Here is a 24,346-nt window from a genome sequence, read left to right as displayed (position 1 = left end):
TTCCCCCCTCACGACACCACCTCCCCAACCACCACCCCCTCAAGCCACCACCGCGCCAACCCCAAAACATTCGGCGCCTTAAGCAACGTAAAGTGATTCCCCGCGCCATACCAAACCTGCAACCCGTTCCCCTGGCGCCGCCACCCTTCCACCATCAACCCCTGCTCACGCTGATTACCCACCGCATCCAACGCCGGATCCTGCGCCAGCACCAACCGCACCACCCCGTTGAACCGCTGCGCCGGCCGATACACCGTGCGCAACGCCGCCGCATAAGTACGCGCCGGCCCCGCCATCGCATCCACACTGGCACGCCCCGGCAACAAACCCACGCTCACCATCCCCGCATGCAGCCATTGCTGCTGCGCCACCTCATCGCGCCCGGCAAACTCCACCCGGTCAATGCCCAGCGACTTGCCCGCCGACAACTGCATGGCCTCAATCAAGCGCAACAACGCGGCCGTGGTCGAATAAGGCTTGCCCGCACCGCCCGGTGATTCACTGTCGATCACCGTCAACGAGGCCACCTCACGGCCCATCGCCTGCAAGCGCAGCGCCATCTCCAGCGCGACCCAGCCACCAAATGAATGCCCGACCAGATGCACCGGCCCACGCGGACACTCGTGCGCCAGCGCCGCCAGGTAACACTGCGCTGCCGCTTCCACCTGGCTATGGGGCACCGCCTCGCCATCCAGCCCGCGCGGCTGCAAACCGAACAGCGGCCAGTCGCGCCCGAGTGCCTCGCCCAACCCCACAAACCCGGTGACGCTGTCACCCGCTCCCGGCACACAAAACACCGGCGCAAACCCCGCACGCCCACTCTGAATGCGCAGCACCGGTTGATGCACCGCTTCCGTCACCGGCGCACTCGCGGCCAGGGCCTCAGCCATCGCCGCGCCCAAGCCTTGAATATGCGGCGCCTGCATCATGCTTTGGTGATCGCCCGGCACCTCGACCCGGCGCAATTGACCAGGCGCCAAAGCGTCTTCCCAGCCCAGCGACTCACTGCGCCGCGACAGCTCGGTCGGCCGTTCACGGGCACTGAACAGAAGCACCGGCACCGGCAGCGGGAACAGGCTGTAGTGCGCCAGCGCATGCCCGTGGCCGACTTCACGCTCGATAAAACTCAAGAGGTCCGCGTCCGTAGCCGCTGCCATTTGCGCGTATAGCAGACCTTGATCGCGACAGCGTTGCAGCAAACCCGCAAAGTCCAGCTGTCCAATGCCCGCCTCAAGCTGTTCAAGGCTCGCCAGTTCATCCACACCTCCCTGTGCTTTCCAATACGCCGTGCACTGCAACAGCAAATGCCGCTTAAGCGCATCCGGCCCACTCCAGCGCGCCTTGCCTTGGTCGGTCATGCGCGGCACGTAGCTGTCGATCAGGCCGAGGAACGCTACCGCTTCATCCAGCCCCAGCAATTGCATCGCCACTTCATAGGCCAGCACGCCGCCAAACGACCAGCCCGCCACGCGGTAAGGCCCGTGTGGCTGAACCTGGCGGATCAGGCCGACCATGCGCGCCGCCAAGCCTTCCATGGTGTTCAGGTGCGGCTCGCCCAGTGCAGCGCCCGGCAGGCCGTAGATCGGATAGTCGCCGGGCAAGTGCTGACCCAGCGCCGGGAAATACACGTCCATGCCACTGAACTCGTGCACCAGAAACAACGGCGGCTGCGAGCCGCTGCTGCGCACGGTAATCAGCGAGGTGTCGCGCACCGGCTCGCCGGTGCGCTGGCGCAACATCGCCGCCACCGAGGCCACGCTGACGTGCTGGAACAGCTCGGCCAGCGACACCTGCAAGCCCGCTGCCTCCATCAGGTTGACCAGTCGAATCGCCAGCAAGGAATGCCCGCCCAGCTCAAAGAAGCTGTCGTGACGCCCCACCTGCTCCAGTTTCAACACCTTGGCCCACAGGCCGGCGAGCGACTGCTCCAGTGCATCGGCCGGCGCCTCGAAGTCGCGGCTGAGCAAGGCCTCCAACGCCGGAACCGGCAAGGCTTTGCGATCGATCTTGCCATTGGCCGTCAGCGGCAACTGCGCCAGCGGCACATAGGCCGACGGCAGCATGTAGTCCGGCAACTGGCCGTGCAGGTGCGCACGCACACTGTCGACGTCTACGGGCTCGCCAGCCCAGGTGAAATACGCCACCAGGCGCTTGTCACCGGGCACGTCCTCACGGGCCAGCACCACTACGTCCTGGATGCTCGCCAAGGTCGCCAGGCGCGCTTCGATCTCGCCCAACTCGATGCGGAAACCACGGATCTTCACTTGGTCGTCGTTACGCCCGATGCACTCCAGCAAGCCGTCCGCTGTCCAGCGGCCAAGGTCGCCGGTGCGGTACATCAAGGCGCCTGGGTTGAACGGGTCGTCGACAAACTTCTCGGCGGTCAGCTCCGGCCGGTTCAAATAACCCTTGGCCACGCCGTCACCGCCGATGCAGATTTCGCCGATCACGCCCACCGGCAGTGGCTGCAAGTACGCATCCAGCACATGAATCTGCGTGTTGGAAATCGGTCGACCGACCGCCACGCTGTCAGCATCGGCGGCGATCGCCTGCACCTCGTAAGTGGTGGCGTAGGTGGTGGTTTCAGTCGGCCCGTAGCAATGCACCAGGCGCAAGCCCGGCGCCTGCGCCAGCAGGCTGCGGAACGCCGCCGGGTCGGCACGCTCGCCGCCGCAGAGCAAAATGCGCAAGCCGGCCAGGGCTTCGGGGATCATCTGCACGTACTGGTTGAACAACGCGGTGGTCACGAACAACACCGTCGCACCGTGCAGCGCACGGCCGAATGCAGCGGGGTCGAGCAACGTGGAATGGTCGATCACCTGCACCTGGCCGCCGTTGAGCAGCGCGCCCCACACATCCATGGTGCTGGCGTCGAACGCCGGGTTGGAGGCAAACGCCACGCGGTCGGCGGCGTTGAAGTCGGCGTAACCGTTGTTGAGCACCAGCCGTGTGATGCCGCGATGAGGCACCAATACGCCCTTCGGTGTGCCCGTGGAGCCGGAGGTGTACATGATGTACGCCACGCTGTCCGAGGACTGCGACAGGTCAGGGTTGTGGCTCGGTTGCGGGTCCAGGGTCAGGGTGTCCAGGTCCATGCGCCGCGCCGGGAACTCAAGCGCCGCGTCACTGCGGGTCACCAGCCAGCTCGCGCCGCTGTCCTGCAACATGAAGCCCTGGCGTTCGGCGGGTGCGTTTATGTCCAGCGGCACATAGGCCGCTGCACACTTGAGGATCGCCAACTGGCTGACCAGCAGGTCCAGGGAACGCGGCAGCAGGATCGCGACGTTATCGGCCGGGCGTACGCCCAGGCTCATCAGGTGATGGGCCAAGCGGTTGGCGCGGGTGTTGAGTTCGCCGTAGCTCATTACCGCGTCAGCGTGCAACGCAGCCACCGCGTCAGGCCGTGCGTGGGCCTGGGCTTCGAACAAGCGCTGCACCGTGTGCTCGCGGGGGAACACACGGGTGGTGGCATTGAAACCTGCCAGCTGTTGACGCTCGGCCGCCGGCAGGATTGGCAAGCGGCTGATGCCCCTATCACTGTGGTGCTCCAGCGCCTCAACCAGTTGCTCAAGGGCAATGTTCAGGTAATCACACAAACGCCGGGCGCCCTGCCCCATGGCGGTCAGGCTGAAACCCTCGCCGAGGTCATCGACACTCACCGACACCCCGTAATTGGTCTGCTCCTCGGCACTGAGCAGCGCAATCCCCTGCCATGCCTCAGCCACGCCACCACTGTGCGGCGCGCTGTGGCGGTAGTTGAACAGCACGTTGAACAACGGCGTACCCACTGGGACGCCGCTGCACTGCTGGGCCAATGCCAGCGGCGCGTGCTCATGGCTGAGCAATTGGGTCAGGCGCGCATGGGTGGCACGCAGTGCGGTGCGTACCGAGTGTTCGCCCAGGTCGACGCGCAACGGCAAGGTGTTGATAAACACGCCCATGGCGCGCTCGGCGCCTTCGCCGCCTTGCAGGCGGCCGAGCATTACAGTGCCGAACACCACCTGTTCGCGGCCACTGACCTTGCCCAGCACCTGCGCCCAGGCCAGGTGCATCAGGCTGGCGGCACTCACTCCAGCCTGGCGCGCCTGGGTGCGCAGACGCTGGCTCAACTGCGGGTCGACGGCCAGATGCGCGTGTTCATCGGCGCCCAGGTATTGGACGTCGGTTGGCTCGTCGATTTCACCGAGCATTTCGCGCAAGAAGGTTTCGTGATTGTCAACGCCCAGGCGGGTCTGGGCCACATAGTTGCGATACGGCACGGCCGCGCCCAGGGTGTGCTGACTACCGAGCAGGAACGCCTGCATTTCATGCTGCAGGATGTCCAGCGCGACGTGGTCCATCACCAAATGATGGAACAACAACGTGGCGACCACGCGCTGCGGCTCCTCGGTATAGACCAGCCGCATCAACGGCGCTTGCGTCAGGTCCAGGCGCTGCGGCACAGCACCGGCTTCAACGCTGAGCGAGGCCTCACGCCAAACCACTTGCACCGGTTCTTCCAGGCCCTCCCAATGGAAGGAGGAACGCAGGATGTCATGCCGCTGGATCACCGCCTGCAATGCATGGGCAAAGGCGTCCAGGCGCAGACGGCTATCGAAGGCAAACTGTGCCCGCAACAGGTAGGCATCGCCTTCAAGCACAGCCCGATGGTGATACAGGATGCCGGCCTGCAACGGCGCCAGTGGGTAGATATCCTGCACATTCGCCGCACCGCCGGGAATGCACGCGACGATGCGGTCGACGGCAGCCTGGTCCATCTGGATCAAGGGCAACATAGCCGGGGTGATGTGGCTGCAGCCTTCGGCGATGCCATTGGCCGGCACCGCCACTTCGCGCCCACTGCCCAGCGCCGCCGCCAACGCCGAGAGCGTCGGCTGGCCGAACAGCACCTTCACATCCGCCGACAAGCCCAGGCGACGCATGCGCCCCATCAGACTGACGGCCAGCAGCGAATGCCCGCCCAGTTCAAAGAAGTTGTCGTGACGGCCCACGCGCTCAACATTGAGCAGTTCGGCCCACAGGCTGGCCAAGGCCATTTCGGTATCGCCCCGGGGCGCTTCGTACTCGCGCACCACCACCGAATCCAGGCCCGGCGCCGGCAGCGCCTTGCGGTCGAGCTTGCCGTTGGGGCTGAGCGGCAACGCCTGCAGATGCACGAAAATCGCCGGCACCATGAACTCCGGCAGATGCCGCAGCAGATGACCGCGCAGCGCGTCGATGTCGCTCGGCGTGCCGGTGTAGTAAGCCACCAGCCGCTCTTCACGGGCGATCACGGCGGCTTCGTTAACCTGCGGATACTCGAGCAGCCGCGCCTGGATTTCACCCAGTTCGATGCGCAAACCACGGATCTTCACCTGGTCATCATTACGCCCCAGGTACTCGATATTGCCGTCCGGCAAGTAACGCCCGACATCACCGGTGCGGTACATGCGCCCCTGCCTGAAGGGGTCGTCAAGGAAACGCTCGGCGGTCAGTTCCGGCCGGTTCAGATACCCGCGCGCCACTTGTACGCCCGCGATAAACAACTCGCCCACCACACCCAGCGGCACCGGTTGCAACTGGCTGTCGAGCAGGTACATGCGGGTGTTGGCGATGGGTTTGCCGATCGGCGTGTTGTCCGGGGTTACCAGACCGGCACAGTTCCAGGCGGTGACGTCGACCGCCGCTTCGGTCGGCCCATACAGGTTATGCAATTGGCTGCCCGGCAGTTGCTGCTTGAAGCGCCGTACCAGGCTGCCCGGCAAGGCTTCGCCGCTGCACATCACCCGCGCTAGCCCTATGGCCTGGCTGACATCGCCGTGGGCCAGGAACACATCGAGCATCGACGGCACAAAGTGCAAGGTAGTGATCTGTTCGGCCTCGATCACGTCGCACAGGTATTCGGGCTCTTTGTGCCCGCCGGGGCGCGCCATCACCAGACGCGCGCCGGTAAACAGCGGCCAGAAGAATTCCCACACCGATACGTCAAAGCTGAACGGGGTTTTCTGCAGCACCGAATCCTGCGCGTTCAGGCCGTATTCGTCCTGCATCCACAACAGGCGGTTGACTACCCCGGCGTGGTCGTTGATCACGCCTTTGGGCTGGCCGGTGGAGCCTGAGGTGTAGATCACATAGGCGCTCACGCCCTGGACGTGAGGGTTGCCTGCGGGCAGATGCTGCCAGCTTGGCTGGTCCAGATCGACCATCGCCACCTCGCCGAGCAAGCCACGGGTCGCACCTTGGGCCAGCACCACCAGCGGCGCGCTGTCTTGCAGCATGTAGGCCAGGCGCTCCTGCGGATAGGCCGGGTCCAGCGGCACATACGCAGCGCCAGCCTTGAGGATCGCATACAGGCCAATGACCATCTCCAGGCTGCGCTCGACGCAGATCGCCACCCGCGAATCCGGCTGTACACCCAGCGCCAGCAGGTGATGGGCCAACTGATTAGCCTGCGCATTCAGCTCGGCGTAAGTCAGTTGCCGCTCACCCGCCTTCACCGCAATCGCGTTCGGCGTGCGCACCACCTGCGCTTCAAACATCCCGTGCAGTGTCTGGTCGAGGTTGTAGTCCACCGCGGTGGCGTTGAGATCGACCAGCAGGTGCTGACGCTCACACTCATCCAACAACGGCGCATGTTCCAACACCGCCTGGTCGTTATCGACCATGGCCTGCAAGGTGCGGGTGAAATACCCGGCGTACCGCTGCACGGTCGACTCATCAAACAGCGCCACGGCAAATTCAAGCGCGCCGAGAATGCTGCCCTGCACTTCACCCAGGTTCAACGACAGGTCGAACTTGGCAAAGTGGCTGTTCTCGACGATGCCTTCCAGGGCCAGGTCGCCCAGCGCCAGGGTCGGCGCGCTGCTGTCCTGCCAGCTCAGCAGGGTCTGGAACAGCGGGCTGTGGGCCAGGCTGCGCACCGGCCGGGTGATTTCCACCACCTGCTCAAATGGCAAGTCCTGATGCGCCTGGGCCGCCAGCGTCAGCGCCTTGACCCGTGCCAGCAAGGCCTCGGTGCTCAGCTCGCCCGAGGTGTCGATGCGCACCGCCAGGGTGTTGACGAACAGGCCGATCAGCCCTTCCACCTCGCTGCGGGTACGGTTGGCCACTGGCGTGCCGATCACCAGGTCGTGTTGCCCGGACAGCCGCGCCAGCAGGGAGGCCCAGGCCGTCATCAAGGTCATGTACAGCGTGGTGCCATGGCGTTGGCTCAAGGCCTTGAGCCCGGCGGTCAGGCGTTCGTCCAGGCGCACTTCGACGCTGTTGCCGGCGTAGTCCTGCTGCACAGGGCGTGGGCGATCGGTAGGCAGCGTGAGCAAGGCCGGCGCACCGGCCAGTGCCTGTTGCCAATAGGTACTTTGGCGCTGCAGCACTTCGCCGCTCAGCCACAAACGCTGCCACACGGCGAAGTCGCCGTACTGAATCGGCAGGCTTGGCAATGGGTCAGGCATGCCGTGGCTGAAGGCTTGATACAGCGCCATCAACTCACGGGTGAGCACGCCCATCGACCAGCCATCGGAAACGATATGGTGCAGGGTCAGCAGCAGCACATGGTGATCGTCGGCCATCACCACCAGGCGCCCACGCAGCAACGGGCCGCGCTCCAGGTCGAACGGTGCCGAGGCTTCGCCCTGAATCAAGGCATCCAGCGCCTGCTGCGGTTGCGGGTGGCGGCGCAAATCCTGCACTTGCAGGGGCAGCATGTCTTCAGCCGGTACGATCAGTACCTGGGCTTGGTCGCCCTGTTGGGCAAAGCGGCTGCGCAGGGTTTCATGCCGCGCAACAATGCGCGCCAGCGCCCGTTGCAGCGCCTCGACATGCAACTGGCCACGCAAACGCAGGCCGATGGGAATGTTATAGGCGGTATTTGCGCCTTCCATCAGCGCCAGAAACCACAGGCGCTGCTGGGCGAACGACAACGGCACGAGCTCATCACGATTGGCCGGCAGAATATCCGGCAAGGTGCTGCGCCCTGACTGCGCCAGCACTGCGGCGACCGCCGCCAGCTCCGCATTGGCAAACAAGTCGCCCAGCACCAGTTCCACCCCCAGGCGCTGGCGCACTTGCGAGACCATGCGCATCGCCAGCAACGAGTGCCCGCCCAGTTCGAAGAAATGGTCGTGCCGCCCGACACGCTGCACCTGCAGCACATCGGCCCAGATCTGCGCGAGCACGCTTTCGATCTCGCCCTCGGGCGCTGCGTATTCGCGGGTAAACACCGCGGCCATGTCCGGCGCTGGCAAGGCCTTGCGGTCGAGCTTGCCGTTGGCGGTGAGTGGCAACGCCTCGAGCTTCACATAGGCGACCGGGACCATGTAGTCCGGCAGATGCGCAACCAGGTGGGCGCGGATATCACCGACCGCCAGCGGGTCGAGTTGCGGGCTCTCGGTGAAATAGGCGACCAGTCGCTCCTCGCGCACCAGCACCACCGTTTCCTGGATCCCAGGCAGTTGGCCGAGCTGGGTTTCAATCTCGCCAAGCTCGATACGCATGCCACGGATCTTCACCTGATCATCGTTGCGCCCCAGGTATTCAAGCGTACCGTCCGGCAACCAACGCGCCAGGTCGCCGGTGCGGTACATGCGCCCCGGGTTGAACGGGTCTTGCAGGAAGCGCTCGGCGGTCAGGTCCGGGCGGTTGAGGTAACCACGCGCCACGCCCTTGCCACCCACGTACAGCTCACCGGCTACCCCCAATGGCACCGGCCGTTGTTGTTCATCGAGCAGGTACACCGTGGCATTGGCCACCGGTTTGCCGATATGCAACGGCTGGCCTGCTTCGACCTTGCCGGAAGTGGCAACCACCGTGGCTTCGGTGGGGCCGTAGTTGTTGATCAGCTCAAATCGCTGTGCCCGCGCAAACTGGCGCAGGCGGTCACCGCCGATGAGCAAGGTGCGCAATGTAGGGTGTTCGATGTGCTGGCTGAACGCGTATTCGGCCACCGGCGTGGGCAGGAAGCACACGTCCAGTGGCTGCGCGCACCACCAGCTCAGCAGCGCGTCGATATCTTCGGCGCCGTCCGTGGCGGGCGGCAGGTGCAGGGTCGCGCCGACACACAGCGCCGGCCACACTTCCCAGGCCATCGCATCAAAACCAAAGCCGGCAACACTGGCGGTGTGGCGCCCGGCGCACAAGTCAAAGGCGCGGCAATGCCAGTCCACCAGGTTGGCCACCGTGTGGTGCTCCACCATCACCCCTTTGGGCAGGCCGGTGGAGCCGGAGGTGTAGATCACATAGGCGAGGTTCGAAGGGCTGACGGCGGCTTTTGGATTGCTGGCTGAATGGTGCTGCCAGGTGTAGCGGTCCAGCTGGATCACCGGCACGTCCAGCGCCGGCAAGCGCTCGAGCAGTGCCTGTTGGGTCAGCACCGCCACCGGGGCGCTGTCGCTCAGCAGGTAGCTCAGGCGCTCGGCCGGGTGCGATGGGTCCACCGGCACGTAGCAGGCACCGGCCTTGAGGATGGCCAGCAACCCGGCCAGGGTGTCCAGGCCACGCCGCGCGACGATGGCTACGCGGTCATCGGGTTTGACCCCCAGCGCCAACAGGTGATGGGCCAGCAGGTTGGCTTGCTGGTTGAGTTCGGCGTAAGTCAGTTGGCGGCCCTGCTGCACGGCGGCGATCGCGTCCGGCGTGAGCGCGGCCTGGGCTTCGACGCGGCCGTGCAAGGTACTGCTCTGGGGGAAATCGGCGTGGGTGGCGTTGAACTGCTCAAGCAACAGTTGCTGCTCGGCGGCAGGCAGCACCGACAGCTGATTGAGCGCGGTGTGCGGTGCTTGCTCCAGCGCCGTCACCAGGTTCTCCAGGGCGGTTTGCAGATAGCTGCACACGCGCTGCGGATCGACCCGCTGGCTGGCCAGCAGGCTCAGGCCAAAGCCTTCACCCAGGTCATCCACACTCAGGGTCAGCGGGTAGTTGGTGCGTTCTTCGGCGCTGAGCGCGGCGATCCCGTGCCAGGCCGACACGGCTTCGGCGCTGGCGGCCGGGGCGCTGTGGCGATAGTTGAGCAAGGCGCTGAACAGCGGCGTCGGCGCCACCACCCCGCTGCAGCGTTGGGCCAGGGCCAGCGGCGCGTGTTCATGGCGCAACAAGCTGGTGAGCCGCGCGTGGGTGGCCTTGACCCCGGTGCGTAGGTCCTGGGCGTCCACGTCGACGCGAAACGGCAAGGTGTTGATGAAAATGCCCAGCGCCCGATCCGTGTCATGGCTGCCTTGCATGCGGCCCATCAATACGGTGCCGAACACCACCTGCTCTTTACCGGCCAGCACCGCCAACACCTGCGCCCAGCCCATATGGAACAGGCTGGCGGCACTCACGCCCAATTGCCGGGCTTGCGCGCGCAACCGCCGGCTGAGTGCTGCGGGCAAAGGCAGGCTGACTTCGCTGATGCCACGGGCATCGCCCTGCACGTCCTGCAAGCCGTATGGCAGGGTCGGCTCGCTGATATCGCCGAGCATCTGGCGGAAGAAATTTTCGTGTTCCGGCTCGCTGATACCCAGGCGTGCCTGCGCCACATAATTGCGAAACGGCACGGCCTGGCCAAGCGCCGCGCCCTGCCCCAGCAGGCATGCCTGCATTTCATGGCACACCACTTCGAGGGCGCTGTGGTCGAGGGCCATATGGTGGAACAGCAAGGTGGCGACGATGCGCTGGTTCAGCCGGTCGTCGGCCCGCACCAGGCGCAGCAGCGGCGCCCGGGTCACGTCGAGGCGATAGTGGCGGGCATCGAACAGCCCGTGCAGTTGAGCGGCAATATCGCCGTCGGCCGGGTTCAATTGCAGCGCCTGCACCGGCAGGCGTGCCTGGCGCCACACCACTTGCGAGGGTTGCTGCAAACCGTCCCAGACCACCCCGGTGCGCAGGATATCGTGGCGGTCCATCACGCGCTGCAACGCTTGGGCAAAGGCCTCGAAACGCTCCAGGCTGTCGAACGCGAACTGCGACTGCATCACGTACGGGTCGCCCTGCTCGGCGCTGACGTGGTGGAACAGAATGCCTTCCTGCAACGGCGCCAGCGGGTAAATGTCCTGGATATTCGCCACACCGCCGTCGACCGTGGCCACGATGCGCTCGATCTCGTCCTGGCTTAACATCGACAGGGTCAGCATGGCCGGGGTGATGTGCTCGGCACCTAGCGGGATGCCATTGGCCGGCACCTGCACTTCGCCGGCCTTGGAGGCCGAGTATTCACCGGCCTTGATCAGTTCGATCAAGGCCGCTTTGTGCTCGCGCAACGCCGCCAGGATCAAAGGGTCACTCAGCGCTTGTTTGTTGCCTTGCACCGACAACTGCTCGCCCTTGAGCGCCAGTTGCACGTCCTTGGTTTTCAGCGTGCTCAATAACTCAGAAATGCTCACAGGACGATCTCCATTCGTTCGGTAATAGCGGCGTAGCCGGCCAGGCTCGGCTGTTCGAACAGCGCCCGCACATCGGCTTCCAGGCCTTCCTGGCGCAGGCGTCCGATCAAGCTCACGGCCAGCAGCGAGTGCCCGCCCAGCTCAAAGAAGTTGTCATGGCGCCCAACGCGCTCAACGTTGAGCAGTTCAGCCCACAGCGCTGCCATAAGGATTTCGGTGTCGCCTTCGGGCGCCGCGTATTCGCGCACACTCAGCGCGTCCATGCCCGGCACCGGCAGTGCCTTGCGGTCGAGTTTGCCGTTGGGGCTCAGTGGCAATGCGTCGAGGTGCACAAACACCGCAGGCACCATAAAGTCCGGCAAGTGCTGCAACAGGTGGGCGCGCAAGCGGTCGATGTCGGTGTGTGCGCCGGTGTAGTACGCCACCAGACGGTCCTCGCGGGCGACCACGGCGGCCTCGTTGACCTGCGGATGCTCCAGCAAGCGCGCCTGGATTTCGCCCAGTTCGATGCGCAGGCCACGGATCTTCACCTGGTCATCGTTGCGGCCCAGGTACTCGATATTGCCGTCGGGCAGGTAACGGCCAACGTCGCCGGTGCGGTACATGCGCCCGTCGGTAAACGGGTCCTTGAGGAAGCGTTCGGCGGTCAGTTCCGGGCGGTTCAGATACCCGCGCGCCACTTGCACGCCGCCGATGAACAACTCGCCCACCACCCCCAATGGCACCGGCTGCAACTGGGCGTCCAGCACGTACATGCGTGTATTGGCAATCGGCTTGCCGATCGGCGTATTGTCCGGCACGTCGGGCCGTGCGCAGTTCCACGCGGTGACGTCGACCGCCGCTTCCGTCGGGCCGTACAAGTTGTACAGGCCAACCCCCGGCAGTTGCGCTTTGAAGCGCCGCACCAGGTTGCCCGGCAAGGCTTCGCCGCTGCACATCACCCGCGCCAGCCCTATGGCCTGGCTGACATCACCATGGGCCAGGAACACATCGAGCATCGACGGCACGAAATGCAAGGTGGTGATCTGCTCAGCCTCGATCACCTGGCACAGGTACTCCGGCTCTTTGTGCCCACCCGGGCGGGCCATCACCAACCGTGCGCCGGTAAACAGCGGCCAGAAGAATTCCCACACCGACACGTCGAAGCTGAACGGGGTTTTCTGCAACACCGCGTCATGGGCCTTGAGGCCATAGGCGTCCTGCATCCACAGCAAGCGGTTGACCACGCCGGCGTGTTCATTGATCACGCCTTTGGGCTGGCCGGTGGAGCCGGAGGTGTAGATCACATAGGCCTGGTGCCGGGCGGTAAGGCCTGGCACCAGCGGGTTGCTCGTGCTGTGGTGTTGCCAGGTGAGGTGATCCAGGTCCAGCACCGGCACGTCACCCAACAACTGGCGGGTTGCGCCTTGCGCCAGTACCACCACCGGCGCGCTGTCTTGCAGCATGTAAGCGATGCGTTCGAGTGGATACGCCGGGTCCAGCGGCACATAACCGCCACCCGCCTTAAGGATCGCGAACAGGCCGACCACCATGTCCAGGCCACGCTCGACGCAAATACCCACGCGCGAATCCGGCTGCACGCCGAGCTCGCGCAGGTGATGGGCCAGGCGGTTGGCGCGTTCGTTGAGTGCCCGGTAGGTCAACTGCTGGTCACCGGCCTTGACCGCCACCGCATCAGGGGTGCGTTCGACCTGAGCCTCGAACAGGCCATGCAGGGTCTGGTCGAGGTTGTAAGCGACCTCGGTGGCGTTGAACGCTACCAGCAGTTTTTGGCGTTCCTCGGCGCCCAGGATCGGCAGGCGATTGAGCGCCTGGTGCGGTGCCTGCTCCAAGGCTTCGACCAGCCCGGCCAGGGCGTTCTGCAGGTAACCACACACCCGTTGCGCGTCAACCTGCGCCAGGGCGGTGATATCGTAACCATCGCCCAAGTCATCCACGTTGAGGGTCAGCGGGTAGTTGGTGCGGCCATCGTTGACCAGCGTCTGCATGCCTTCCCAGGCGTGTTGCGCCTCGGCAGAACGCGTCGCGGCGCCGCGATGGCGATAGTTGAGCATCGAGCTGAACAACGGCGCCGGGGCCGCCACCCCGCTGCAACGCTGGGCCAGGGCCAGGGACGCGTGCTCATGGCCGAGCAACGCGGTGAGCCGCGTGTGGGTGGCACGCACGGCATCGCGTGCGCCTTGCGCGTCGATATCCAGGCGCAGCGGCAAGGTATTGATAAACACCCCGAGCGCACGATCAGCGCCCTCACCGCCTTGCAATCGGCCGACCAGCACGGTGCCGAACACCACGCTGTGGCGCCCCGAAGTGGCCGCCAACACCTGGCCCCAGGCCAGGTGGAACAGGCTCGCCGTGCTCACACCGAGTAAACGTGCCTGGGCCCGCAGGCGGCGGTTGAGGTCGCTGTCCAGGTGCAGGCTGTGTTCCTCAATCGCGCTGCCGTCGCCGCGCACGTCCTGCAAGCCGAACGGCAAGGTCGGTTCATCGACATCGGCGAGCATCTCGCGAAAGAACGCCTCGTGCTCCTGCTCACTGACGCCCAATCGCGCCTGGGCCACGTAGTTGCGGTACGGCATCGGCGCCGCCGTCGGGGCGGCGTGCCCCAACAAATGCCCTTGCATTTCACGCAGCACCACGTCGAACGCGGTGTGGTCCAGCGCAATATGGTGATAGAGCAACACCACCACCACGCGCTGGTTGGCCGGGTCCTTGGCGTACTTGAGGCAGATAAGCGGCGCCTGGCTGATGTCCAGGCGATAACGCCGCGCATCAAAACGCGCGTGCAGGCCGGCGAGTACATCGCCCTGCAACTGCAGCTCTTCAAGCGGCAATCGGGCCTGGCGCCACACCACTTGCAGCGGTTGCGCAAGGCCTTCCCAGACCACACCCGTGCGCAGGATGTCATGGCGGTCGATCACCTGTTGCAGCGCATGGGCGAAGGCCTGCAGGCGCTCGAGGCTGTCGAAGGCCAGGTGCGATTGCAGCAGGTACGGGTCGCCCTGTTCGGCGGTGAGGTAGTGGTAAAGAATGCCCTCCTGCAACGGCGCCAGCGGGTAGATATCCTGCACATTGGCGGCGCCACCGGGGATGCGGCTGACGGCGTGATCGAGGGTCGACTGGTCGATATCAACCAGGGGCAGCATGTCCGGCGTGATGCGCAGGCAATCGGCTGCGATCCGGTTCGCCGGCACCTGCACTTCGCGGCCACTGCCCACGGCAGCCGCCAGCGCGGCCAGGGTCGGCTGGCTGAACAGCACACGGACATCCGCGCTGAGGTCCGCTTGACGCATGCGTTCGATCAGGCTCACGGCCAGCAACGAATGGCCGCCGAGCTCGAAGAAGTGGTCATGACGGCCGACCTGTTCGACCTGCAACACCTCGGCCCAGATCCGCGCCAGGGTGGTTTCCACTGCGCCCTGGGGCGCTTCAAAGTCGCGGCTGAGCAATGCCGCCTGGTCAGGTTCCGGCAAGGCCTTGCGATCCAGCTTGCCGTTGGCGGTCAGGGGCAATGCGTCGAGCTTGATGTAGGCCACCGGCACCAGCGCGTCGGGCAGTTGTGCTTGTAGCTGCGAACGCAGGGTTTCAATCGCCAGCGGGTAGTTTTCCGTGAACCAGGCCAGCAAACGGCCTTCGCGCACCAGCACCACGGCCTCGCCAACGCCTTCCACTGCCGCCAGGCGACTTTCGATCTCGCCCAGCTCCACGCGTACGCCACGCACTTTGACCTGATCATCATTGCGGCCCAGGTACTCGATATTACCGTCGGGCAACCAGCGCGCCAGGTCGCCGGTGCGGTACATGCGCCCCGGGTTGAACGGGTCTTGCAGGAAGCGTTCGGCGGTCAGGTCCGCACGGTTCAGGTAACCGCGCGCCACGCCGCTGCCGCCCACATACAGCTCACCGGCCACGCCCACCGGCACCGGGCGCAGCTGTGCATCGAGCAAGTAGGTGCTGGCATTCGCCACCGGCCGGCCGATATGCAGCGCCTGCCCGGCGCGGACACGGCCGGAGGTGGCGACCACCGTGGCCTCGGTCGGTCCGTAGTTGTTGATCAGCGCAAAACGTCGCTCCTGGGTGAACTGCCGCAGGCGGTCGCCGCCAATCAGCAGGATGCGCAAGGTCGGGTGTTGCAGGTGCTGGCTGAAGGCGTATTCGGCCACTGGCGTGGGCAGGAAGCTGACGTCCAGCGGCTGCGCCAGCCACCAGGCCAGCAGTTCGTCGACGTTTTCATTGCCCACCGTGACAGGCGGCAAATGCAGGGTCGCACCGGCACACAGCGCCGGCCAGACTTCCCAGGCCATGGCGTCGAAGCCAAAACCGGCGACACTGCTGGTATGGCTGCGCGCATCCAGGCCGAAGGCTTCGCAGTGCCAGTGCACCAGGTTTTCCACATTGCGGTGCTCCACCATCACGCCTTTGGGCTGGCCGGTGGAGCCGGAGGTGTAGATCACATAGGCCAGGTGCGCCGGGGTCAGCGCTGCGAGCTGCGGATTGCTGACGGCGTGGTGCTGCCAGCTTTCGCCCAGCAGGTCGACTGTGGCGAACGCCCCCAGCAACGCTTGCGTACTGGGCTCGGCCAGCACGGCCACCGGCGCACTGTCCTGCAACAGATAGGCGATACGCTCGGCGGGATAGGCCGGGTCGATCGGCACATAACCGGCGCCGGCCTTGAGTATGCCCAGCAGCCCGATGAGCATCTGCGGGCCACGACGGCAGCAGATCGCCACGCGATCGTCGGGCCGTACGCCGAGCGCGAGCAGGTGATGGGCCAGTTGGTTGGCGCGTTGATTGAGTTGCTGGTAGGTCAGCGACCGTTCGCCCTGCTGCACCGCAATTGCGTGGGGCTGGCGCTCGACCTGGGCTTCAAAGGCACCGTGCAGGGTGTGCCCGGTGGGGAAATCTGCAGCCGTCGTGTTGAATTCACGCAGCAGGGTGTCGCGTTCGGCCGACGGCAGTATCGGCAGGCGGTTGAGCGCGGTATCGGCGGCGTTTTCCAAGGCCTCGACCAGTTGCTCCACGGCGTTATGCATATAGCCGCACAGGCGCTGGGCGCCGATCTGCGGCAGCGCCAGCACGCTGAGGCCAAAGCCTGCGCCAAAATCATCCACGCTCAAGGTCAGCGGGTAGTTGCTGCGCTCTTCACCGCCCAGCAGTTGCACGCCTTCCCAGATGCCGTGGCCATCGCGGGCCATTTCGTCGGGGCGGCTGTGGCGGAAATTGAGCAAGGCGCTGAACAGCGGCACGCTGGTCGGCACGCCGCTGCAACGCTGGGCCAGCGCCAGGGACGCGTGTTCGTGCCCGAGCAAGGCGCTCAAGCGCGAATGGGTGGCCTTGACCGCCACGGCGGCGCCCGCCGCGACATTCACCCGCAGCGGCAAGGTGTTGATAAACATGCCCAGCGCCCGATCGGCGCCCTCACCTGCCTGCATGCGCCCCATCAATACAGTGCCAAACACCACGTCATCACGCCCGGACACCAGGCCCAGCACTTGCGCCCAGGCCAGGTGCATCAGGCTCGCCGCACTTACGCCCAACAGGCGCGCCTGCTCACGCACGCGCATGGCCAGCGCCGCGTCCAGGTGCTGCTCGGCCTCTTCGATATCACGGCCATCACCCTGCACGTCCTGCACGCCAAACGGCAAGGTCGGTTCGTCCACATCGGCGAGCATGGCGCCGAAGAACTGTTCATGCTCGGCCACGCTCACGCCCAGGCGTGCCTGGGCCACGTAGTTGCGAAACGGCGCCGCCACGGGCAGCGCGTCCGCCTGGTTGAACAGAAACGCGCGCATCTCCTGGCCCACCACTTCCATGGCCGTGTGGTCCAGCGCCAGGTGGTGGAACAGCAGGATCGCTGCGACTCGGTTATTCGCCGGGTCCTGGGCGTAAACCATGCGCAGCAATGGCGCCTGGGTAATGTCCAGGCGGTAGTGACGAGCATCGAAACGTGCGTGCAATTGCTCGATGATGCCGCCCTCGGCCGGGTCCAGGATCACCTCCTGCACACTCAGTTGCGCGTCGCGCCAGACCACTTGCACGGGGCTGTCCAACCCTTCCCAGACCACGCCGGTGCGCAGGATGTCGTGACGCGCTACTACCTGTTGCAGCGCGCCCATAAAGCCGTGCAAACGCTCCAGGCTATCGAACGCCATGCGCGATTGCAGCAGGTATGGGTCGCCCTGTTCGGCGCTGATATGGTGATAAAGAATGCCTTCCTGCAACGGCGCCAGCGGGTAGATATCCTGCACATTGGCCGCACCACCGGGCACGTTGGCGACGATGCGCTCGATTGCCGGTTGATCAAGCTGCACCAGGGTCAGCATCGACGGCGTGATCTGTGTGCAACCCGGCACAATGCCATTGGCCGGCACCACAATTTCACGCCCACTGCCGACTGCCGCCGCGAGTGCCGCCAGGCTCGGCTGGCTGAACAGCACGCGCACGTCCGCGCTCAGGCCGACCTGGCGCATGCGTTCGATCAGGCTGACCGCCAGCAACGAGTGCCCGCCCAACTCGAAGAAATGATCATGGCGCCCGACGCGTTCAAGCTTGAGCACGTCCTGCCAGATCTGCGCCAGCACGGTTTCCACTTCACCTTCCGGGGCTTCGTAGCCACGGCTGAGCAGCGCACTCTGATCCGGCACCGGCAGGCCCTTGCGGTCCAGCTTGCCATTGGCGGTAAGCGGTAACAGCTCAAGCCACACATAAGCCGACGGCACCATGTAATCCGGTAGCTGGCCTTGCAGATGGCCGCGCAGGGCTTCGATTGGCAACGCTGCCGAGGCGGTGTAGTACGCCACCAGGCGTTTGTCGCCGGGCTCTTCTTCGCGGGCCACTACCACAACGTCGCGCACGTCTGGGAAGGTCGCCAGGCAGCTCTCGATTTCGCCGGGCTCGATGCGGAAACCACGAATCTTCACCTGCAAGTCATTGCGCCCCTGGTACAGCAAGGTGCCGTCGGCCTGCCAGCTGGCAAGGTCGCCGGTGCGGTACAGCAGGCCTTCGCCGAACGGGTTGGGGATGAATTTTTCGGCCGTCAGTTGCGGCTGGTTCAAGTACCCCTTGGCCACGCCTGCACCGCCGATGTACAGCTCGCCGACCACACCCAACGCCAGCGGCTGCTGGCGCGCATCCAGCACATAGGCCTGTGCATTTGCGATAGGTCGGCCGATAGGCACAGCGCCCGCGCCCGGCGTGGTGATTTCAAACGTGGTCGAGAAGGTGGTGGCTTCGGTCGGCCCGTAGCCGTTTAACAGGTGTTGCGGCTTGCCGTGCTTGAGCACCCGGCCGATCACCAGCGGGTCAAGCACATCGCCGCCGACGATCAGGTAGCGCAACTGGCGCAGCACCGGCAGCAACGCGTCGGCGTATTGATGGAACAAGCCTGCCGTCATCCACAGCACGCTCACGGCCTGTTCCTGCAACAGCTCGGCAAATGCGGCCTGGGACAGCAGCACCGCATGCTCGACCACCACCACGCAACCGCCATTGAGCAACGGCGCCCACACATCCAGGGTGCTGGCGTCGAACGCCGGGTTGGAGGCGAAGGCCACGCGGTCGCGCTCGTTGAAATCGGCATAGCCGTTGTTGAGTACCAGCCGCGAGACGGCGCGGTGCGGCACTTGCACGCCTTTGGGCGCGCCAGTGGAACCGGAGGTGTACATGATGTACGCCACCTCGTCCGAAGACTGCGCAAGCTCCGGGTTGCGCGGCGACAGGCTATCCAGGTTCAGGTCGGCCAGGGTATGGAGTACATGCCGCGCTCCGCTGTCCTGCACCATAAAGGCCTGGCGTTCGAGCGGCGCGTTGATGTCCAGCGGCACATACACCGCTGCGCACTTTAGGATCGCCAGTTGGCTCACCAGCAAATCCAGCGAGCGTGGCAACGCAATCGCCACGCACTCACCCGGTTGCACGCCCTGGTTGATCAGGTGATGGGCCAGGCGGTTGGCACGGCGGTTGAGGTCACGATAGCTCAAGGACAACGCACCCTGCACCGCCGCCACGGCTTCGGGCCGCGCCAGTGCCTGAGCTTCGAACAGCTGGTGCACAGTGAACTGCGACGGGTATTGGCGCGCGGTGGCGTTGAACTCGACCAACAGTTGGTGACGCTCGGCCGCCGGCAAAATCGACACCGCCTGCAACGCGGTGGTCGGCGCTTGTTGCAGCGCGGTCACCAGGTGGCTGAGCGCGGTGAGCATGTAGTCGCCCACGCGCTGCACATCCAGGCTGGCCACGCCTTGTACGGTCAGCGCAAAGCCGGTGCCGAGGTCATCGACGTTGAGCACCAACGGGTAGTTGCTGCGCTCCTGGGAACTGAGAATCTCGATACCGTGGGTGGCAAACGGGCTGTCTCCCGGTGCCTCGTCCGGGGCGCTGTGACGGAAGTTGAGCAAGGTACTGAACAGCGGCAACGAACCCGGTACACCACTGCAACGCTGGGCCAGGGACAGCGAAGCGTGCTCGTGCCCAAGCAACTGCGCCAGGCGCGCATGGGTGGCGCGCACGCCGGCCTGCACGCTGGTGGCGCCCAGGCTGACGCGCAGCGGCAAGGTGTTGATGAACATTCCCAGCGCCCGGTCGGCGCCCTCGCCGCCTTGCATGCGCCCCAGCAGTACGGTACCAAACACCACATCCTGCTGGCCGGAGACCTGGGCCAGCACCTGCGCCCAGGCCAGGTGCACCAGGCTCGCGCTGCTGACACCCAGCTGTCGCGCCTGTTCGCGCAGGCCCTGGCTGAGCGCCGGGGCCAGCGGCAAATGCGCCTCGACGATGCCGCTGCCGTCGCCGTTGACATCCTGCAAACCGAACGCCAGCGTGGGCTCGTCAATATCACCCAGCATGTCGCTGAAAAAGGCTTCGTGTTGCGCCTGGGTCACGCCCAAACGCGCCTGGGCCACGTAATTGCGGTATTGCACCGCCGGCGGCAGTTGCGCGCTGTGGCCGGCCAGGCTGGCGCTCATCTCCTCCACCAACACCTGCAGGGCGGTGTGGTCGAGCAGGATATGGTGCAGCAGCAGGATGCCTGCAAAGCCATCCTGTTGTTGCGCATAACCGAAATGCATCAGCGACGCGCGGCTCAGGTCGAGGCGCAAATGGCGTGGGTCAAAGCGCTGTTGCAGCTGCGCCAGCGCATCATCAGCCGGCACGTCGAGGCGCTCGACGTGCAGCGGCGCCTGGCGCAACACCACTTGCACCGGCTCATCCAGGCCTTCCCACAGAATGCCGGTGCGCAGGATGTCGTTACGCTCGATCACACAGTGCAAGGCGCGGGTAAACGCGTCCACCGCCATTTGGTCGGCAAAATTGAACTGCACCTGCAACACGTAGGGGTCGCCCTCGGTCGTTGCCAGGTGGTGATACAGGATGCCGGCCTGCAACGGCGCCAGGCCGTAGATATCCTGCACGTTGGCGATGCCGCCGGGCACGTGCTGGAGGATGTGGTCGATGGCCGCCTGGTCCAGCGCCACCAGCGGCAGCATGTCGGGGCTGATGTGTGCGCTGGTCGCCTTGATCCGATTGGCCGGCACTTGGACTTCCTGCTGCCCGCCCACCGCCGCGGCAAGTGCGCGCAAGGTGGGTTGGCCGAACAACACGCGCACGTCGCAGCTCAACTCCACCTGGCGCATGCGTTCGATCAGCTTGACCGCCAGCAGCGAGTGGCCGCCCAGCTCGAAGAAGTTGTCGTCGCGCCCGACGTTGTCGAGTTTCAACAGCGACTGCCAGATGCCGGCGATGGTGCTTTCCACAGCGCCTTGCGGGGCGGCGTAGTCTCGCCGCGCGAGGGCGTCGGCATCCGGCGCGGGCAAGGCTTTGCGGTCGAGCTTGCCGTTGGTGGTCAGCGGGAATTGGTCCAGCAGCACGAAGGCGCTGGGCACCATGTATTCAGCCAGGCTCAGCAGCAGATGGTCGCGCAGTTCAGCGGCACCGAGTTCGCGCTCGGCGATCACGTAGGCCACCAGGCGTTTGTCACCGGGCTCGTCTTCACGGGCGATAACCACCGCGTCACGCACGCCGTTGGCGCTGGCCAGAGTGGCTTCGATTTCGCCCAGTTCAATGCGGAAGCCGCGGATCTTCACCTGGTCATCGTTACGGCCCAGGTATTCGACGCTGCCATCGGCCAGCAGGCGGCCGAGGTCACCGGTCTTGTACATGCGCAGGCCGGTGGCCGGGTCGGCCAGGAAGCGTTCGGCATTCAGCTCGTCACGGTTGAGGTAACCGCGCGCCACACCGGCGCCGCCGACATACAACTCGCCGACCACACCCATCGGCAACGGCTCGCGACGCGCATCCAGCACATACAGCTGCAGGTCGGGAATGCGCACACCAATCGGGCTTACGCCAACCAACTGCGCATCCGCCGCTTCCAGGGCGCGGTAGGTCACGTGCACGGTGGTTTCGGTGATGCCATACATGTTGACCAATTGGGTGCCGGCGTTGATGGCGCGGGCGTACCACGGTTTGAGCATGCCCGGTTCCAGGGCTTCGCCGCCGAAAATAACCTGGCGCAGTGAATGCGCCTGGGCGCTCTGGGCCGCGATCAACTGGCGAAATGCGCTGGGCGTCTGGTTGAGGATGCTCACACCCGCGTCACAGATCAGCGCGTAGCACTCATCTGGCGAGCGGCTGACCAGTTGCGGCACGATCAGCAACTGGCCGCCGTGCATCAGCGCGCCCCAGATCTCCCAGACCGAGAAGTCGAACGCGAAGGAATGGAACAGCGCCCACACATCATTGGCGTTGAAGCCAAACCAATGCTCGGTGGCGGTGAACAGCCGTACCACGTGGCGGTGTTCGATCATCACGCCTTTGGGCAGCCCGGTGGAGCCGGAGGTGTAGATCACATAGGCCAGGTTGGCCGGGCTGAGCGCAACGCGCGGGTTGACGATGGATTCTGCACGCAGGCTGTTGAGGTCGATGCGGGTCAAATCACCGACCAGATGCTGCGTGTCGGCTTGTACCAACACGGCCACTGGCGCGCTATCGGCCAGGGTATAGGCGATGCGCTCCAGCGGGTAAGCCGGGTCGATGGGCACATAACCGGCGCCAGCCTTGAGGATACCCAGCAGACCAATAATCATCTCCGGGCCACGCTCGACGCAGATCGCCACGCGATCATCAGGGCGAATGCCCAAAGCCAGCAGGCGGTGGGCGACCTGGTTGGCACGTTCGTTGAGTTGGCGGTAGGTGATGCGCTGGGTGTCAAAACGCAGGGCGATGGCATTGGGTTGAGCGGCGGCGTGGGCTTCGACTTGCGCGTGGATCAGGGCAGTGTCGCTGTAGTGCGCGGGGCTTTGATTGAGGCGGTGCAGCAGATGGTGACGTTCGGTGTCAGGCAGGATATTCAGGCCGCAGAGCGGCATATCCGGTCGCTGCTCCAGGGCCTCGGCCAGGCTGTGCAGGGCCGTGTGCAGGTAACCGGCGACCCGTTGCGCGCCGATGGACGCATCGACCATCACCGTCAGCGCAAAGTCTTCACCCAGGTCGTCGACATTGACCGTCAGCGGGTAGTTGGTGCGCTCTTCGGCGCCCAGAACCTGAATGCCCTCGGCCACCTCGATCACCGCCGCCATATCGGTGGCGGCACTGTGACGGTAGTTGAGCATCGCACTGAACAGCGGCGTCGGCGCCGCCACACCGCTGCAACGCTGGGCCAGCGCCAGGGACGCATGCTCGTGATTGAGCAAGGTGGTGAGGCGTTCGTGGGTGGCCTTGACCCCGGCGCGCACGCCCTGCTCGCCTACATCCACGCGCAACGGCAAGGTGTTGATAAACATACCCAGCGCGCGTTCACCGCCATCGCCGGCGCCCATGCGGCCAAGCATCACCGTGCCGAACACCACGGCATCGCGCCCGGACACCACGCCCAGCACGCGCGCCAGGGCCAGGTGCATGATGCTCGCCACGCTGACGCCCAGTGGCCGTGCCAGGCCACGCAGGCGGCGGCTCAGGCTGCTGTCGACGGGCACCCGCACTTCATCGATGCCGTGCCCGTCGCCTTGTACATCCTGCAGGCCGAAGGGCAAAGTCGGCGCATCGATATCCGCCAGCATGTCGCGAAAGAACGCCTCATGCGCCTGTTCGCTGACGCCGTGGCGCACCTGGGCGATATAGCTGCGAAACGCCACCGGCTCGGCCGCCTGGGCGTGCTCTCCGGCCAGATACAGTTGGATCTCATGGCGCACCACATCCAGGGCGGTGTGGTCGAGGATGGTGTGATGGAACAACAGCATCGCCACCACGCGCTGGTTGGCCGGGTCATTGGCAAACACCAGGCGCAGTAACGGTGCCTGGCCCAGGTCCATGCGATAGGCGCGGGCGTCATAGCGCGCGAGCAACTGCGCCAGGCGGTCGCCGTCGACAAAATGGGCTTCTTCGCAGGCCAGGGTCGCCTTGCGCCACACCACTTGCAGCGGTTCGTCCAGACGCTCCCAGGCCATAGACGTGCGCAGGATATCGTGGCGGTCGATCACCCATTGCAGCGCCTCGGCAAACGCGTCAAGGCGCGCGCGGCTGTCGAACACAAACTGCGCGTGCAGCACGTAGGGGTCACCCTGCTGCGCCGAAAGGTGGTGGTACAGCATGCCTTCCTGCAGCGGCGCCAGCGGGTAGATATCCTGCACATTCGCCGCGCCACCGGGGATGGTGGCGACGATACGGTCAATGGCCGGCTGGTCGAGCGTGACCAGTGCCAGCATGTCCGGGGTAATGCGGTAAGCCGGGCTTAGCCAGTCACCGCCGTGTTCAGCCACGAAGGCAAGCAATTGGGGTTTGTGCGCGATCAGTTGATCCCACAGATCGTCATCCAGGGCTTCGTCATCGCCGAGAATAATCAGGTCGCCTTCTTCCAATTGAAGACGGATCGCATGGGTGGAAATCGATGCCAATAATTCACTGAACTGCATGGGGTAACCTGCCTGATAAGTCACGGTTGAGTAGAACGTCCGTATTCAGCTGCCGTTTGAAGCGGGTGTGCTGGCGCCGGGAAAAATCGCGGGCACAGCCGAGGGCCTGGA

At 65.1% G+C, this 24,346-nt stretch carries 2 protein-coding genes; both read right to left on the bottom strand.

The window, feature by feature from the left end; translation table 11 throughout:
* Nucleotides 1–8: 8 nt before the first annotated feature.
* Nucleotides 9–11,333, bottom strand: a complete 11,325-nt coding sequence (locus tag HBO41_RS21865; RefSeq protein ID WP_169987691.1) for a non-ribosomal peptide synthetase — start codon at nucleotides 11,331–11,333, stop codon at nucleotides 9–11.
* Nucleotides 11,330–24,235 carry a non-ribosomal peptide synthetase gene (locus HBO41_RS21860; RefSeq protein WP_169987690.1) on the bottom strand — a complete coding sequence of 4,302 codons (12,906 nt, stop codon included), beginning with the start codon at nucleotides 24,233–24,235 and terminating at the stop codon, nucleotides 11,330–11,332. The genes HBO41_RS21865 and HBO41_RS21860 overlap by 4 nt, the downstream gene beginning before the upstream one ends.
* Between the last annotated feature and the right edge of the window lie 111 nt (nucleotides 24,236–24,346).

The organism is Pseudomonas sp. WS 5146 (genome assembly GCF_012985495.1).
GTDB lineage: Bacteria > Pseudomonadota > Gammaproteobacteria > Pseudomonadales > Pseudomonadaceae > Aquipseudomonas > Aquipseudomonas edaphica.
Note: the sequence above shows the minus strand (reverse complement) of the source record. Positions and strands in the feature narration are given on the sequence as shown.